Below are 15,319 nucleotides of genomic sequence, written 5' to 3' on the forward strand. Positions count from 1 at the left end.
GCTTAGATCAATTCAAAAACACCGGCGGCCCCCATGCCTCCACCTACACACATCGTAACGACCCCGTACTTGCCACCCCGTCTCTTCAGCTCGTTCAAGATCGAGATCGTCAGTTTAGCACCTGTGCATCCCATCGGGTGGCCCATCGCAATCGCACCACCATTGACGTTCACTTTTTCCGGGTCCAGCCCCAGCTCTCGAATAACAGCGATTGCCTGGGAAGCGAATGCTTCGTTCAGCTCGAACAAATCTACATCCTCAATCCCGATCCCTGCCAGCTTCAGTGCTTTCGGTACAGCCACAATCGGGCCAATTCCCATGACATCAGGGTCTACCCCGCCTACACTGAAAGAACGGAATATAGCGATTGGCGTGACGCCGAGCTCTGCCGCCTTTTCCGCGGACATCACGAGGACAGCCGCTGCCCCATCACTTGTTTGCGAGGAGTTTCCTGCGGTCACACTGCCTTGCACATGAAACACAGGACGGAGCTTCGCTAGAGCCTCCATAGTCGTATCAGCGCGTGCGCCCTCGTCTGTATCAAATATGCGCTCCTTCACCTGCAGCTTGCCTTCTGTGTCAAAGGAATGCTGCTTTACGGTCACAGGAACGATTTCCTCCTGGAACTTGCCTGCTGCAATCGCGGCAACCGCTCGCTGGTGGCTCGTCAAGGCAAACGCGTCCTGCGCCTCTCTCGTCACATCATAGCGCTTCGCCACTTCTTCTGCGGTATGCCCCATACCCATGTACGCTTCTGGCATCGTTTTTACGAGCGTCGGGTTGAGCGCGACCTTGTGTCCTACCATTGGAAGCAGGCTCATGCTTTCCACTCCGCCGGCCACAAGCACATCCGAGCTTCCGACCATGATTTGCTGTGCGGCGTACGCAATGGTTTGCAAGCCTGATGAACAAAAACGGTTAATCGTGATACCCGCAACACTAGAGGGCAGTCCGGCACGAAGTCCTACCAGACGTGCCATATTCATCCCTTGCTCGGCTTCTGGTACAGCCGTTCCCATGATGACATCCTCGATCTGTGCCGGGTCCAGCTGTGGAACTCGTCTTAGCAGATCACGTACAACAGCGGCTCCCATATCTACCGGATGAACGTCCTTCAGACTGCCTCGCTTTGCTCTGCCGACCGCGGTCCGTGCTCCTGCGACGATTACGGCTTCTCTCATGTTTTTTGCCTCCTTCTCACTGGCGAAACTCCGTCTACTTCCCTCTATTTAGAAAGCAGGATAACCCAGCTTCTATTTGAGTTAGTTGCGCAAAGGCTTGTTTTTGGTCAGCATATGCTGCATACGTTGCTGTGTTTTTGGCGTTTTGAGCAGCTCAAGAAATGCCTGCTTTTCCAGCCCTAAAATGTATTCCTCTGTCACTTCTGTACCCGCTGGCAGGTCTCCACCAGACATGACATAAGCGATCTTGTTTGCAATCAGCTCGTCATGATCAGAGATGTAGCCGCTCTTTTTCATCGCGTACACATTTTGAGACAGATTCGCGAAGCCGGTTTCCCCGATGACCTTGATTTTGCGCGGAGCTGGAGGCGTATAGCCTTCTTTGTCCATGGACAGCACGAGCTGCTTCGCGTCGTACAACAGATGATCCGGGTTGATACTGATCCGGTCTGTCTGTCGCAAATAGCCGAGATCGATGGCTTCCTGACCACTCGTTGATACCTTTGCCATGGCAATCGTCTCAAATGCCTTGGCAACCAATGGGAACGAATCGACAGGCACACTGCCGGTATCAGGCAGATTCTCCATGGCGCGGAACAGCATTTCCTTGGTTCCTCCCCCGCCTGGCAAAAGTCCTACGCCCACCTCGACAAGTCCGAGATAGGTTTCGACAGATGCCTGCACGCGGTCAGCCAGATAGAGGACTTCTACCCCTCCCCCAAGCGTCATGCCAAACGGTGCTGCCACGACAGGACGATGCAAGTAGCGCAGCGCTTTTGCTGCCTTGTGGAAATTGGTTACGAGAAGGTCCAGCTCCAGCCAGTTTTCGTCCTGTGCTTCCATGAGCGCCATTGCCAAATTCATACCGACGCAAAAGTTTTTGCCCTGATTGCCGATAACCAGACCCACAAAGTTTTTCTGCACTTCTTCTGCCGCTACATGGGCCATTTGCAGCAAATCCATGCCCAGCGCATTATGTGGTGAAGTAAATTCCAGACACGCTACTCCATCGCCCAGATCAATCAAGGCAGCTCCCGCGTTTTTGCGAATCAGCTTTCCTTGCTCCTTCAGTGCAGCCAGGTTGATCCGTTCCTTTTTTTCTTCTACGTTTTTATAGACACCGCCGACGGAAAAGACCGCGGTACATCCTTCCTTTTTCTCATAAAAGGAGGTTTTGCCGCTTGCGAGCAGCTCTTCCACGAGAGCAGGAATCGTCTCGCCCTCTTCGCGCATACGTGCAACGGATTTTTCTACACCGATCGCATCCCATGTCTCAAATGGCCCCAGCTCCCAGCCAAAGCCCCATTTCATCGCCTGATCGACTGCGACGAGGTCATCTGCAATCTCATGGACTTTATCTGCTGAGTACAACAGCACTTTTTTCAGGACACTCCAGACAAACTCGCTGCCTTTGTCCTTGCCGTACGCGAGTGCCTTCAGCTTCTCAGGCAGCGTCTTGGCTGTTTTGGCTGCATCGAGGGAGGCAAACTTGGCTTTGACACTCGGACGGTATTCCAGTGTTTGGGTATCCAACGCTAAAATTTCTTTGCCTTGGGCAGATTTGACTTGCTTGAAAAAGCCTTGGCCTGCCTTTTGCCCGATCATCCGTTTTTCGACCATTTGCAGTACAAACGCTGGTACTTCAAAGATGGCCTTTTCCTGTTCATCCGCGCTCTTGTTTCTGACGTTTCCAGCTACGTGTACATACGTGTCCAGACCGACTACATCCAGGGTACGGAAGGTAGCGCTTTTTGGACGACCAATCACAGGACCAGTCAATGCATCGACTTCATCAACACCCAAACCGATGCGCTGCATGACATGGATCGATACTTGAAGTCCATATGTACCGATGCGATTGGCAATAAAGTTAGGCGTATCCTTGCACAGCACAGTCCCTTTTCCGAGAACATGCTCGCCAAAATCACTCATAAATGAAACAACTGCCGGATCAGTATCACGGCTTGGAATAATCTCAAGCAGCTTTAGGTAGCGAGGAGGATTAAAGAAATGCGTACCCAGGAAGTGCTTGCGGAAATCCTCGGATCTTCCTTCGGCCATTTCATTAATCGAAACACCTGATGTGTTGGAAGTGACGATTGTTCCGGGCTTGCGATGGGCTTCAATCTGGGCAAATACCAGCTTCTTGACTTCGAGATTTTCGACAACGACTTCAATAATCCAATCCACGTCTGATAGAAGCGGGAGATGGTCATCAAAATTGCCAACGGTAATCAGGTCAATGTTCTTTTTATCGTAGAGCGGGGCTGGCTTTTCCTTTAACAACCGATCTTTTCCCGTTTGCGCAATGCGGTTTTTGACTACCGAATCTGCCAGAGTCAGACCTTTTTTGCTCTCGTCTTCTGTCAATTCACGTGGCACGATATCCAGCAATAAAGTAGGAATGCCCACGTTTGCCAGGTGTGCGGCGATCCCCGCCCCCATCACGCCAGAACCTAGAACGGCTGCTTTGCGAATTTTGCGCTCCATCTACTTATCCTCCTCAGAATGCCTGGCTTTACCGAGCTTTTGGTGAAGCCACAGCTGCACTTATACTGGATAGGAATTTCTACATCCCTATCTGTATGAGAAAGCCTGGGATTGCCAAGCCTTTTAAACAATACCCAATTTTCAGACTAGCAGAGTATTTTTATAACTTCTACTCTTCCATAGATATTCCTGTAAAACACAGCTCATGTCTTGTATTGAATGAATACTCATTCATTATCGGGATTAAAAAAGGACATCCCGCGTAAAGGCCGTTCATTACGTCGATGAGATGTTTGTTCAAACTGAATCACCGTTCAGTTTTTATTGTAATCGAATATTCTGTCACTTGCAATCACCACTTATTCCTTTCTTCTGAATTACCTTCCCAAATAAAATGATTCAGCTTGTGACGCACATGGAAAAAAGCATCTGTTTGTCAGATGCTTTTTTCCTGGAACACCCAGCTTATTTTTCAGTGTAGATGATGTTCGTAATTTTTTGACCATAGGCATTGGAATTATCCGGCTCGAACAAATACTCTAGCTGGTATTTGCCGTTCTTTGTATCCTGATATTGTCCGGTTACCCATAGCTTTAATTTGTTGTTCTCATCTATTTTTACTGTTAGGTTTCCATGATTCGTAAACGCAGGTCGATGTGGCAAGCCATTCAAGACCTTGAGTGCTTCTGGTGTAAACAAAGTTGACAGCTTGGCTTGGTCGTTGGCTTCATACGCCAGACTTGCCGCTCGCAAATACACCTTTGCAATTCTCTGTTTATTGTTTACTGTTGCCTTGAATTGACCGGATGCATCTCTTACGAAATAGTCATACAGCCTCTTCATGACAACGGCAAATTCTGCCCTCGTCATTACTCTTTGCGGTTCGAAGTTCTTTTCTGCGAGAAAGAAATTGAATTCGCGAATGGCTAGCGCGTATGGTGAATATGTATCGCGGTAAAAGCTGTCCTGCTTCCATTCGTAAAAACTGGTGAAATATGCCGGAGCATCCTGTGGCTTAATATTCGCCGTTCTGAATTTTTGCGGCATCATCAAATGGAACAACAACAAGCTGGCTTCCTCTCTGGACAGCGAGTGCTGCAGCGCCTCACTGGACATCCACCAATCATAGTTTTCTTTTTCTTGCTTCTTCATCAATTGATAGTTGTCTGCGAGGTAGAGATAGTACAGCATCCGATCCCCCGGATCAAACTTGCTCACAAGCCCCGTCTCGTTTTGCAGCATGGTGCGCATGTTGGTCAGGAGCTGCTCAGCCTCTTGGCGCAGCAAGTAGCGGGAATCCAGATTCAGTTTTCTCTCGGTCTTCTCTACTCGTCCATAGACTGTTTCAAAGACACGATTCATGAGAGCCAAAGCTTCCCCACGTGTTACCGGTTTGTTTGGATGAAAGGGTATGTAGCCTCTCCCCTTCAGAATGCCTAGCTCAGCCAATTCGTTAATTTGCTGTTCTGCCCAGTGTCCCCTAGTGTCTGTGAACATAACAGCTGCACTCGCATTGCCTGTAAAAGCGCTCTGTACAAGCAGCAGAGCCATGAGAAAACAAACGACAACACGCTTCATCATGACTTGTTCGTACTCCCTTCTTTCTATCTATTTCGCCACTACCATCTCCAATCGATTCGGTTTCTTTCTCCGAATATGAGTATATGACACGAATTCCATAGAAGATAGACTGTGAAATGGTTGGCTCTACGCAGGTCTTCCTGCTTGAGACCTAGCTACCTCTTGTATCGGGAATCTGGTCGTATTTTTTTACACTTTTTCCTCAAATGGAAAAAAGCCACTCCCAGAGCAAGAGCGGCTTGTTTTTTCAGGCTATAATCAGGCTTCGATTTTTTCAATCCAGACTGGTCCCTTGGTCACGAGTATGCGGTAAAAAATGAAATCCAGAATTACAAATAGCGCAAAGAGACCTAGACCTACAATCATCATAGAACCACTTACCACATACACGCCTACGATGGTAAGCCCACCTGCCAGGGCACTTAAAATCAGCGTGAACAACGGATTGAGATTTTGCTTTACAGCTTCCTGCTCTGAGCTCCAGCCGAGCTTTGGCATGTTCAGGTCAACCATGATCCCGAACAGATTGATGAAGATGATTCCAGGAATCCCAACCAGTATGCAGTAGAGGACAAAGAGCGGTGAAAGCTGCAAGAGCCATCCTGCTTCTGCCAGCAACAGCAGCATACTGACCATACTCAATAAGATTCCGGGCATTAATTTGGCAATCAGGATCTTCGGATAAGCAATCGGGAAGCTTTTGTTTAAGAAAAAGCCTTGGCCATCTCGGGTAATAGCGGTCACCGAGGTACTATTCGCGCCCGCCATCATCATGAATGCGGCACATGCAATCGCGATCGGAATTCCACCTATCTCGCCCCCCTGCATCTGTGCACTGAGCGAAGACAGCATTTCTCCGCTATCCTGACGGCTAAGCAGCGGGATCAATGCGATCACCGGCAATAGAATACTGGACAGCGTGCAGTTCATCAAAAAAGCAGGGGTACGCCAAAGGATCTTCCATTCCTTGAGTCCGTACGCGATGAGTGCCGAACGGGGCTGGACGAGCTTCTGAAAAGCCGATTCATCCACCTTTTTCCGCTTGGCCATTGCTTCTCCGATTCCCATGACTCCAGGAAAATAGAGGCGATTTCCTGCGTAGAAAAAGACGGCAACACTAGCGGCAGCTAAGAACGCAAAGGCTACCAAATAACCGAAGCCACTTACGCTGTCACTGCCCATTAACGCCAAAGCTGCCAGCTTGCTTGCTGGGAACAGCTGTGTGACCAGACCCAGCAGAACATTCTCTCCGCTCACGATCATTTGCTGCATTTGCTCGATATTGTCCATTTTGCCGCTCGTCTGTCGCTGAATGACGGCTTGAAAACCGATCGCTACCGCAATCGCTGCGAATCCCCCGATTAACCGGAAACGGTCCTTACTTTTCCCAACATTGGTATAACGCATAAACAGCATGACCACGAGGGCAGACAGCACGAGTGGAAAAATAGGCACGATCAAAAAAATGATCAGAGCAAAGAGATAGTAGAGGACTCCGCCTCCGCTTTTGACACCATAGGTGATAAGTAACGGTCCGAAAAACACGAGCGCCGTCAAATACTCATAGAACAGTGCGACGAGAAATTTGGCCCCGAGAATATGCCATGGTGCAAGCGGCAGGGGAAGCATATGCTCGACATCCTGTGAGTAGTAAAAGACCGAGAGCACGTATACAATCCCGAGTACAAGGATGGCGAGAGAAGCAATCGCTACTCCCAGACCAAGCAGTGCTCCTTGCTGTCCAATCATGGCCAGCCCGTCGTATAGTCCTGCGATAAACATGACGCCTACTGACATGAGCGGCAATAGTCCGATTCCGATGGCAAACAGAATAAGAAAGCTTTTCCAGCCAGCCCCTTTTTTGTTTCCCCACGTTGAACCGGCATTTTTAATCATGATTTTAGAGAGAAGCAAAATTTTATTCATGCTTCGTCAACTCCAGGAACAGGCTTTCCAGTGAAACGTTCGATTGAAAATGCTGCTGCATCTCGGCAAAGGTGCCGCAGAACAAGATTTGTCCCCTATTGATAATGGCCACCCGATCACACAGCTTTTCGGCCACTTCCAGTACATGCGTAGAAAAAAACACGGTTCTGCCGCTATCCGCATGTTCGCGCATCATCTCTTTCAACGTATACGAGGATCTCGGGTCTAATCCGGTGAGCGGCTCATCCAAAATCCAAACCTCCGGATGATGTACCAATACGCCCATGATCATAATTTTTTGGCGCATCCCATGTGAATAGCTCTGAATGGTATCTCCTAGCGCATTCGTCATATCAAAACGCTGTGCCAGCTGCAGGATTCGTGCTGAGCGAACCTCCCGCGGCACCTCGTAAATATCTGCCATGAAGCTGACATACTCCAAGCCCTTTAACCGCAGGAACATATCGGGACTATCAGGGACGTAGCCGAACTGCCGCTTGGCTTCGAGTGTGTCAGTCGCAATGTCTTTGCCGTTGATTTTGATCTGTCCTGCATTTGGACGAATAATGCCTGTAATCATTTTGATCGTAGTCGTCTTGCCAGCTCCATTCGGACCGAGAAATCCAAAAATCTCGCCTTTCGGTATGGTCAGACTGACATTATCGACCGCTTTTATCGTGTTGTTATAGCTTTTCGTTACACCCGTTAATTCAATCATCTCTGCCCCTCCTGTTGCCCATTTTCCAGCCAATTCCACACACTTCTAATACGTGCTGCTCCTACAAAAGGTTGCGTCCAGTGCAAAATGGAAATAAGTAACGCCGGTCATTCAGAGACGTTGTTCACAGAAAAAGCCGCAGGGAATCCCACGGCTTTTTGGCAATTCGGCGGCTATTTCTTTCAGCCACCATTCTGATTGATTAATTTTGTGGGACGTAGCTACCGTCACGCAGCATAGTCAGCTCGCCCATGATAAACGCCATATCTTCTGACTCTTCCATTTTCCCTGATTCCTCCAAGTGCTCAAGGCGGCGCAACAAAATATTGGCGAAATCCTCAATGTGTACAGGACGTGCTTCTAAATCCGCATCATCCAGAATATCAATATTCGTCATCGCTTCTAAATGAGTCACGATGCGGAAGCCACCGATTTCTCCCAAAAACTCCTGCTGGTTCATTTTGGATTTTTCCAATTTCTGCAGCATGGAGAGAATATCATTCGCCAGGACACTTGGAAACACGACCTGATAAAAATTGCGGTTTTTTGCTTCTACCGTCTTAATGATCAATACATCAATGCCATCCAATTTATTTGCCTTTTTTCCAAAACCAAACATATATTTTCCACCTCAATTATTCGATCTGCATAACTCTCTCCATGATAGACATAATTGAGAACGGACACAACCCCCATCCTGTTTCCTTTTTGCGAGAATCCGTGACCAGATTGCGTCAGGGAAATATTTACATGGCTATTTGCCCCCTCCCCCACACACGCTACTTGAAAACGGCTGTGTCCAAAAGAGGCGGTGCAATTATGTTCAAATGGAAAAACTGGATATTTCTCCTAACCCTATCCCTGCTCGTGACGGGCTGTAATTCGCCCTCGAACGAGGAGAAAGCGAAAGAAAAAGAAAAGGCCAAAGCGCAGAGCAAGCCCCCGAAGCAAACTGCCCTACAGAAGCTTGGCGATAACAAAATGGAGGTTGTGCTGTTTTTAAATCGAGCTGAGCATGCACTGGAGGAAGTATATTATTCGGCACTGGAAAATGCCAAAGGCAAAACCGTTCACGAGGATAGTCTGAGCTATCGCGAATTACCCAAACGCTTTGACAGCAAGGATAAAATCGTTGGCTACTTCTCCCGCTTCTGGAGCAAACCGCTCGCCGAAGCCTTATACGACAACATGTCTACCAAGCTGGTAAAAGATAAAGTATATGTTTCACTCCCACATACGGATTATCCCGCTATGATTTCGGTCCGAAACACAAATGTGCAAAAGCTGAATGGCGATTTAAACGTGACTGTTGAAAATGCTGCCGATGCTACCGTTGTTTCAGACCGCACGATCCGCTACCATCTCGTCCGCGATAAAAAAACGAAGCGCTATGAGATTAAATCGCGGAATGGGACATACGGCAGCGAAAATTTTCAATAATTCTCTTGACATTTTGTGAAGGACCAGCAAATAATATTGAATTAATAAGCACATAGTGATCGGCAATGACGGGGAACAGTAAAACTGCCCTTCAGGCTCAGAGAGCGAAATCCACCGGCTGAAAGGTTTCGCCCTTGAATCAGTTTGAACCCACCCCAGAGCATCCAGGGAAGACCTGGACAGGTTTCTTTCACCTGTTATCAAAGAAAGAGAGCCGGATGTCTTTTGTCCCTGATCATGCAATTTGCTTGCTTCAGGTCACTGACGTCAAATAAGGTGGTACCGCGGAGGTCATGATGCCCTTTCGTCCTTATCAAAGAGACGAAAGGGCTTTTTTGCGTGTTTTTGAATATGCACGATAATGGTCTGGATACAGGAGGTTCGGTCATGAAGAAGGGTAAAATGCGGTTGGTCGTAAAAGTTGGGAGCAGTTCTCTGGCAGCTCCAAGTGGTGGTGTTGACCCAGCCAAGATGTCTCTGCTCGTCAACGCTGTGAGTCAACTGCGGGAAGCAGGTCATCAGGTTGTGCTGGTTTCATCAGGAGCAGTCGCCAGCGGCTATCAAAGCCTGGGGTACAAACAGCGACCGCGTACGCTGGCTGCCAAGCAAGCTTCTGCTGCAATCGGTCAAAGCTTGCTAATGCAAACCTACACACAGCTGTTTGCCGCTCACCGCTTCGGTGTCGCCCAAATTCTTTTGACGCGCGGTGACTTTTCCAACCGGGAGCGTTACCAGCACGCCTTTCAAACCTTGTCCCTCCTGCTGGATAAAAACATTTTGCCAATCATCAATGAAAACGATACGGTTTCGGTCGCAGAGCTTACCTTTGGCGATAATGACATGCTAGGTGCATTGGTTGCAGGTTTGGTCCATGCAGACCTGTACCTGATTCTCACGGATACGAACGGACTATACGACAAGGACCCGCGCAATCACCCTGATGCCACACGCATTGCATGGCTCCCTCAGGTAACCGAGGAAATCGAAGCGCTCGCGGGGGGAGCATCCCAGCTGGGAACTGGCGGTATGCGCTCCAAACTGATCGCAGCGAAGACAGCACAGGGTCTCGGGATACCAAGCTTTATCGGAAAATTGGAGCAACCTTCTGATCTACTCGAGATAGTACAAGGCAACGGCAATGGAACCTATGTCAGCTATCAACCTGAAGCACCTGCCACAACAGGGCTACCGACCCGTAAGCAATGGATCGCTCTCCACTCCCCGATTCGTGGCTCCATCTCCATCGATAGCGGTGCGGCTGAAGCTATTCTTGAAAAACGTCGCAGCCTTCTGCTTGCTGGCGTGAGAGGCGTAGACGGTACGTTTTCCCCGGGAGATGTCGTCGAGGTATATTGTGACGGCGCCTTGATTGGACGCGGTGTGAGCAGATATGATGCAGCCGATTTGGCAGAGCTTCTCTTACCTGCAGGATCAACGCGACACAGCGGCACTGTAATCCATCGCGATCACTGGACACAGATTACGTAAGAAACAAGCTTCACCAAATAAAAAATAGACAAAAAATAAAGGAGCTGGGGAGATCATGGAAAGCTTAAAGGAAAAAGTGCTGGGACAAATTACTTTGGCAAAAAAGGCGTCACGTCAAATGGCTTTGCAGGATCGTCGCGCAAAGGATTCGGCATTGGCAGCTATCGCAGAACAGCTGCAGGTTGATGCCGATGACATTTTAACTGCAAATGAACAGGATTTGGCTCGGGCCGAAGCGGATGGTCAGCCTGCCTCCTATCTCGATCGACTGCGACTAACACCTGCCCGGATACGCGATTTGGTTGATGGTTTGCAGCAGCTTATTTCGCTCGAAGATCCGGTCGGACAAAAACTCGAGCAATGGACCCGGCCCAATGGCTTGGCAATCGAGCAAGTACGTGTCCCGCTCGGTGTCATCGGAATGGTTTACGAAGCCCGCCCCAATGTGACGATTGACGCTGCTGCCATTGCGCTGAAAACGGGCAATGCCACCGTACTTCGCGGCAGCCACAGTGCCGTTTCGAGTAATCTGGCCCTGGTCAAAAGCATTCGGGCCGGCCTCGCTAACGCTGGTATTACTCCGGAGGCAGTGCAGTATCTCCCTTTTGCTGAGCATGCTTCCGTTGATATTTTATGTACGGCAAATGGACTCATCGATGTCATTATTCCTCGAGGTGGCGCAGGCTTGATTAATCGAGTTCTGCAGCTGTCGAGTGTTCCCGTCCTGGAAACGGGCGTCGGAAACTGCCACATTTTCGTGGATCAAACAGCTCAATATGAGATGACGAAGGCAATCGTCATCAATGCCAAAACGAGCAGACCGGCTGTATGCAACGCTGCTGAGACATTGCTTTTACACCGCGACTGGCCGCTTGCACATCAAAACGATCTACTCAAGCAATTAATCGAATCAGGTGTAGAAATCAGAGCTTGCGAGCAAACGAGAGCACTGCATTCTGATCTCGCTGCCCAGCTGCAAGCAGCTTCCAAGGCTGATTGGGACGCTGAATTCTCCGATCTGATCTTGGCCGTCCGCATTGTAGATAGTTTGGCAGATGCCATCAACCATATTGCTGAGCATAGCACGGGTCATTCCGAAGCTATTCTTACAGAAGACGCAGAGTCTGCCTCGCGTTTTCTGGCAACAGTCGACTCGACTACTGTTTATCACAATGCATCCACTCGCTTCACTGACGGTGGAGAATTCGGTTTCGGTGCAGAGATCGGCATCAGTACACAAAAGCTTCATGCCCGTGGTCCAATGGGCTTGCCTGCTCTTACTTCCTATAAATATGTCGTCCGTGGAACCGGGCAAATCCGATAGTCCAAAAGGAGGGAACATCAATGAGCAATCAAGACAAACTTTGTATGGCAGGACGGATCGGATTTCTCGGCGCTGGCTCCATCGTAGAAGCCATGCTGTCAGGTATCCTCAAAAAAGGGCTACTCTCTACAGATCGGCTGCTTGTCTCCAATCGTAATAATCGGGAGCGTCTGAAGGAGCTAGCTGATTCCTACGGTGTGCAATATACACAGGATAAGCTGGAGGTGGCCCGTTCTTCAGACATTTTGATTTTGGCGATTAAGCCAAAGGATGCACAGGAAGCGCTCCGGGAGCTGCGTGGAGTTGTTCACACTGGTCAGTTGGTCATTTCCGTCGTCGCTGGCGTCTCCACCACTCTGATCGGTGAATGGCTCGGTGTAAATTGCCCGATCGTGCGGACGATGCCCAATACTTCATCGGCCGTGGGACTTTCTGCTACTGGTCTTGCCGCGAATCCTTTTGTTACAGAAGAACAGCTCCAGCAGGCTACTTGTCTCTTTGAAGCCATCGGCACCGTCTACACCGTTGCCGAAGAGGAGCTCGATATCATTACTGGATTATCTGGCAGCGGTCCTGCCTATATTTACTACCTCGTAGAAGCCATGATGGCTGCAGGTGCGACAGCTGGACTGGATCGGGAAATGGCGCGTCAGCTTACCCTCCAAACCGTTATTGGTGCCGCTCAGATGCTGCTCGAAACGCGTGCAGATCCAGCCATTTTGCGCAAGCAAGTAACCAGTCCAGGCGGAACGACACAAGCCGGGCTGGAGGTTTTGGAAGCCTATCAATTCCAGCAAGGAGTGACTGCAGCCATATTGCGTGCATCAGAGCGCTCCCGAGAAATGGGGGCACAATACCACTAGCTTTTTCCCCCTCTCCCTCTCGTGTATAATGGAGGGAAAACACAAGGGAGGTTACCATGGAAATCTACGCCTTGTACGGAACCAGTGGAACAGGGAAAAGCTCAAGTGCACTTGAGCTGGCTCATCGCATGAATATCGATGCTATCATTGACGACGGCATTCTTATATACGAAGGGCGTAAAATAGCCGGTACCTCTGCCAAGTATGAAAAAACGAAAATCCAGGCGGTCAAACGTGCCATTTTTCATTATAAGGAGCACGCTGCGGAAGTAAAACGGAGCATCGAGCAGGTTCAACCCGGCCGGCTCCTCATTTTGGGTACGTCGATGCGGATGATTGAGCGAATCGTGGAGGCACTGAAGCTGCCGAATACAGTCGAATATATTCCGATTGAGTCAATCAAGCCTCAGCAGGAAATTGAAGCTGCTCAGTATGTTCGCCAAACGATGGGAAGACACGTCATCCCGATTCCGCGCGTAGAGGTGGAAAAAGACTTTTTACAGCGTCTAATTGCTTCTGCCCAGCAAATTTTCAGCTCAAAAAAAGAAGTCATTGGTGAGTCGACGGTGGTTCACCCGCCTTTTTCTGGCGGACGAATTCAAATCCATCCACAGGTGCTGCGAAAGATCGTTCAGGCCACCTGCAGCAACTTCGTCGAGGTAGGGCAAGTGATCAAAACTGTCTTTACATTCGATGACTTGCCTCGACTCCACATCACATTAGCGCTCAAGCTTCCTTATAGAAGTGATATTCACATGTTAGTGCAGGAGATCCAGCTGGCTTTGTATAAAGAAACCAGCTATTGTCTGAACATCGCTCCAGCCAGCATCGATATTCAAATCGCTGCACTGGAGTTCACTACGGCTGCTACAGCTGATGTGACTGCCACTACCAATAACACATAAATGCACATTACCGGCTGATGGATCAGTCGGTTCTTTTTTTGCCTGTTTTCCACCAAGGATATTTCATGGTCGGTTGCCCATCCTATAAGTTGTATCCCAACTGAAAGGAGCAATACGATGCCAACCCTTATGTCTTCCGCACCTTTCTCAAAAGCACCGATTCCAGAGCCGCCACAGGTCATTACCTCTAAGGATTTGAGCTATCTCAAAGACGCATTGTCTTGGGAGCTGATCGCGTTTAAAAAGCTACATGCTTTTGCCCAGCAGGCGACTGATCCTGAGGTTAAGCAGGCTTTAGAAAAAGCCGGGCAAATGCACCAGCAGCACTACCAAAAGCTGCTCACTCACCTGCAAAACAACAACACAGCCGTTATGTCCACTCTTCCGCAGACGCAATCCCAGCAACAGCAGCAACCACAGATGCAGTAGGGGAGGAAAATCGGATGCCAAATCAAAATCAAATCGCAAACCCGCAATCAGGACAGCTGCCACAGGTAAAAGGCCCGCAGATGAACGACAGGGACTACCTCAACGATTGCCTGGCGACCTGCAAATTACTGACAGACAACTACAACGTCGCAGTGCGTGAAGCGAGTCACCAAAAGCTCCATGCCGATATGATGCAGATTTTAAATGAAACGCATCAAGGCGCACGCGATGCCTATAACCTCATGTTCCAAAAGGGCTGGTACAAGCTTGAGGCGGCGGAGCAGCAACAGCTGCAGCAAGCCTATCAGCAATTCAGTGGCTACTCGACTCAGTTTCCTTACCATTGATCAAAACGGCTGTACCTTACAAAAAAGAGGGCGTCCCGTTTGGGTTGCCCTTTCTTTTGCACACCTATTCAAATTTGGCAATATCCGCAAACTGCGCTTTTGTCGCCTGAATCAGATTCGCTGGTGTCGTTTCAATCTGTACCCCGATGCTTCCCCCGCTCACAATTATGGTGTCCAGTGATCTCGCGGTTTCATCTACACGGGTCGGAAACAATTTCTTCATGCCAATCGGCGAGCAGCCGCCCCGGATGTATCCCGTGACTGCGGTTATGTCTTTTACCGGAATCATTTCGATCTTCTTTTCACTCACCGCTTTTGCCGCTTTCTTCAGGTCAAGCTCAGCCTCCACTGGAATGACAAACACATAGTAGCCCTTGCTTGTACCTTGGGCAACCAAGGTTTTATAGACGATGCTCTCTTCTCTCCCGATCTTATGTGCGACTGAGACGCCATCGATTTTTCCGTCATCGGTGCTATAGGTCAGCATCGTGTATGCGATTTTTTCTTTTTCCAAGATGCGCATTGCATTGGTTTTTGTCTGTTTCATATTCTACTCCTTGGTGGTAGAGGTGCGTACCAATCAGTTTCTTCCTTTTATCGTAATGGAAAAAGTGGCTTGATGCCAGA

At 49.1% G+C, this 15,319-nt stretch carries 14 protein-coding genes and 1 other annotated feature; of the genes, 7 read left to right on the plus strand and 7 right to left on the minus strand.

Translation table 11 applies throughout. The features are described 5' to 3' along the window. Positions 1–2 precede the first annotated feature (2 nt). From ADS79_RS28180 to ADS79_RS28205, 6 genes are all read right to left on the minus strand, one after another. Complete coding sequence (locus ADS79_RS28180; protein WP_049741769.1) at positions 3–1,181, minus strand: acetyl-CoA C-acetyltransferase; 1,179 nt, start codon at positions 1,179–1,181, stop codon at positions 3–5. An 81-nt stretch (positions 1,182–1,262) separates the two neighbouring features. After that, positions 1,263–3,671 carry a 3-hydroxyacyl-CoA dehydrogenase/enoyl-CoA hydratase family protein gene (locus tag ADS79_RS28185; RefSeq protein ID WP_049741770.1) on the minus strand — a complete coding sequence of 803 codons (2,409 nt, stop codon included), beginning with the start codon at positions 3,669–3,671 and terminating at the stop codon, positions 1,263–1,265. 465 nt (positions 3,672–4,136) lie between these two features. Continuing rightward, entirely contained in the window at positions 4,137–5,252 is a 1,116-nt protein-coding gene (locus ADS79_RS28190) for an S-layer homology domain-containing protein (RefSeq protein ID WP_049741771.1), read from the minus strand. A 258-nt stretch (positions 5,253–5,510) separates the two neighbouring features. Next, positions 5,511–7,178: a putative ABC transporter permease subunit gene (locus tag ADS79_RS28195; RefSeq protein WP_049741772.1), complete on the minus strand. Its 1,668-nt coding sequence runs from the start codon at positions 7,176–7,178 to the stop codon at positions 5,511–5,513. Then, the gene (locus tag ADS79_RS28200; protein ID WP_049741773.1) at positions 7,171–7,896 is read right to left on the minus strand and encodes an ABC transporter ATP-binding protein; all 726 of its coding nucleotides are present in this window, start codon (positions 7,894–7,896) and stop codon (positions 7,171–7,173) included. The genes ADS79_RS28195 and ADS79_RS28200 overlap by 8 nt, the downstream gene beginning before the upstream one ends. Positions 7,897–8,098: 202 nt before the next feature. Beyond that, complete coding sequence (locus ADS79_RS28205) at positions 8,099–8,515, minus strand: hypothetical protein (protein WP_049741774.1); 417 nt, start codon at positions 8,513–8,515, stop codon at positions 8,099–8,101. Positions 8,516–8,715: 200 nt separating this feature from the next. Between ADS79_RS28205 and ADS79_RS28210 the strand changes: the two genes are divergently transcribed. The 7 genes from ADS79_RS28210 to ADS79_RS28240 all read left to right on the plus strand — a co-directional run bounded on the left by ADS79_RS28210 (position 8,716) and on the right by ADS79_RS28240 (position 14,692). Next, on the plus strand, positions 8,716–9,336 hold the full coding sequence (locus ADS79_RS28210; protein ID WP_049741775.1) for a hypothetical protein: 621 nt from the start codon (positions 8,716–8,718) through the stop codon (positions 9,334–9,336). 56 nt (positions 9,337–9,392) lie between these two features. Beyond that, positions 9,393–9,651 (plus strand) — a binding site (T-box leader). A gap of 72 nt (positions 9,652–9,723) precedes the next feature. After that, positions 9,724–10,824 carry a glutamate 5-kinase gene (proB, locus tag ADS79_RS28215; RefSeq protein ID WP_049741776.1) on the plus strand — a complete coding sequence of 367 codons (1,101 nt, stop codon included), beginning with the start codon at positions 9,724–9,726 and terminating at the stop codon, positions 10,822–10,824. Between the two features lie 55 nt (positions 10,825–10,879). Further along, positions 10,880–12,148 carry a glutamate-5-semialdehyde dehydrogenase gene (locus ADS79_RS28220; RefSeq protein ID WP_049741777.1) on the plus strand — a complete coding sequence of 423 codons (1,269 nt, stop codon included), beginning with the start codon at positions 10,880–10,882 and terminating at the stop codon, positions 12,146–12,148. 20 nt (positions 12,149–12,168) lie between these two features. Then, a complete protein-coding gene (gene proC / locus ADS79_RS28225; protein WP_049741778.1) occupies positions 12,169–13,011 on the plus strand; it encodes a pyrroline-5-carboxylate reductase in 843 nt (280 codons plus the stop codon). A gap of 56 nt (positions 13,012–13,067) precedes the next feature. Continuing rightward, positions 13,068–13,916 carry a hypothetical protein gene (locus ADS79_RS28230; protein ID WP_049741779.1) on the plus strand — a complete coding sequence of 283 codons (849 nt, stop codon included), beginning with the start codon at positions 13,068–13,070 and terminating at the stop codon, positions 13,914–13,916. A gap of 117 nt (positions 13,917–14,033) precedes the next feature. Continuing rightward, entirely contained in the window at positions 14,034–14,345 is a 312-nt protein-coding gene (locus ADS79_RS28235) for a ferritin-like domain-containing protein (RefSeq protein ID WP_049741780.1), read from the plus strand. 14 nt (positions 14,346–14,359) lie between these two features. Further along, positions 14,360–14,692: a spore coat protein gene (locus tag ADS79_RS28240; RefSeq protein WP_049741781.1), complete on the plus strand. Its 333-nt coding sequence runs from the start codon at positions 14,360–14,362 to the stop codon at positions 14,690–14,692. 64 nt (positions 14,693–14,756) lie between these two features. Here the strand turns inward: ADS79_RS28240 and ybaK are convergent, their stop codons facing one another. Continuing rightward, positions 14,757–15,239 (minus strand): Cys-tRNA(Pro) deacylase, encoded by a 483-nt coding sequence (gene ybaK / locus ADS79_RS28245; protein WP_049741782.1) that lies wholly within the window; start codon positions 15,237–15,239, stop codon positions 14,757–14,759. Between the last annotated feature and the right edge of the window lie 80 nt (positions 15,240–15,319).

The sequence above is a fragment of the Brevibacillus reuszeri genome (assembly GCF_001187725.1).
In the GTDB taxonomy this organism is placed as follows: Bacteria; Bacillota; Bacilli; order Brevibacillales; family Brevibacillaceae; genus Brevibacillus; species Brevibacillus reuszeri.

Bases quoted from the DNA above. Each gene is read 5' to 3' on its own strand.
- ADS79_RS28180 (WP_049741769.1), bottom strand. From the start codon at position 1,181: ATGAGAGAAGCCGTAATCGTCGCAGGAGCACGGACCGCGGTCGGCAGA.
- ADS79_RS28185 (WP_049741770.1), bottom strand. From the start codon at position 3,671: ATGGAGCGCAAAATTCGCAAAGCAGCCGTTCTAGGTTCTGGCGTGATG.
- ADS79_RS28190 (WP_049741771.1), bottom strand. From the start codon at position 5,252: ATGATGAAGCGTGTTGTCGTTTGTTTTCTCATGGCTCTGCTGCTTGTA.
- ADS79_RS28195 (WP_049741772.1), bottom strand. From the start codon at position 7,178: ATGAATAAAATTTTGCTTCTCTCTAAAATCATGATTAAAAATGCCGGT.
- ADS79_RS28200 (WP_049741773.1), bottom strand. From the start codon at position 7,896: ATGATTGAATTAACGGGTGTAACGAAAAGCTATAACAACACGATAAAA.
- ADS79_RS28205 (WP_049741774.1), bottom strand. From the start codon at position 8,515: ATGTTTGGTTTTGGAAAAAAGGCAAATAAATTGGATGGCATTGATGTA.
- ADS79_RS28210 (WP_049741775.1), top strand. From the start codon at position 8,716: ATGTTCAAATGGAAAAACTGGATATTTCTCCTAACCCTATCCCTGCTC.
- proB (WP_049741776.1), top strand. From the start codon at position 9,724: ATGAAGAAGGGTAAAATGCGGTTGGTCGTAAAAGTTGGGAGCAGTTCT.
- ADS79_RS28220 (WP_049741777.1), top strand. From the start codon at position 10,880: ATGGAAAGCTTAAAGGAAAAAGTGCTGGGACAAATTACTTTGGCAAAA.
- proC (WP_049741778.1), top strand. From the start codon at position 12,169: ATGAGCAATCAAGACAAACTTTGTATGGCAGGACGGATCGGATTTCTC.
- ADS79_RS28230 (WP_049741779.1), top strand. From the start codon at position 13,068: ATGGAAATCTACGCCTTGTACGGAACCAGTGGAACAGGGAAAAGCTCA.
- ADS79_RS28235 (WP_049741780.1), top strand. From the start codon at position 14,034: ATGCCAACCCTTATGTCTTCCGCACCTTTCTCAAAAGCACCGATTCCA.
- ADS79_RS28240 (WP_049741781.1), top strand. From the start codon at position 14,360: ATGCCAAATCAAAATCAAATCGCAAACCCGCAATCAGGACAGCTGCCA.
- ybaK (WP_049741782.1), bottom strand. From the start codon at position 15,239: ATGAAACAGACAAAAACCAATGCAATGCGCATCTTGGAAAAAGAAAAA.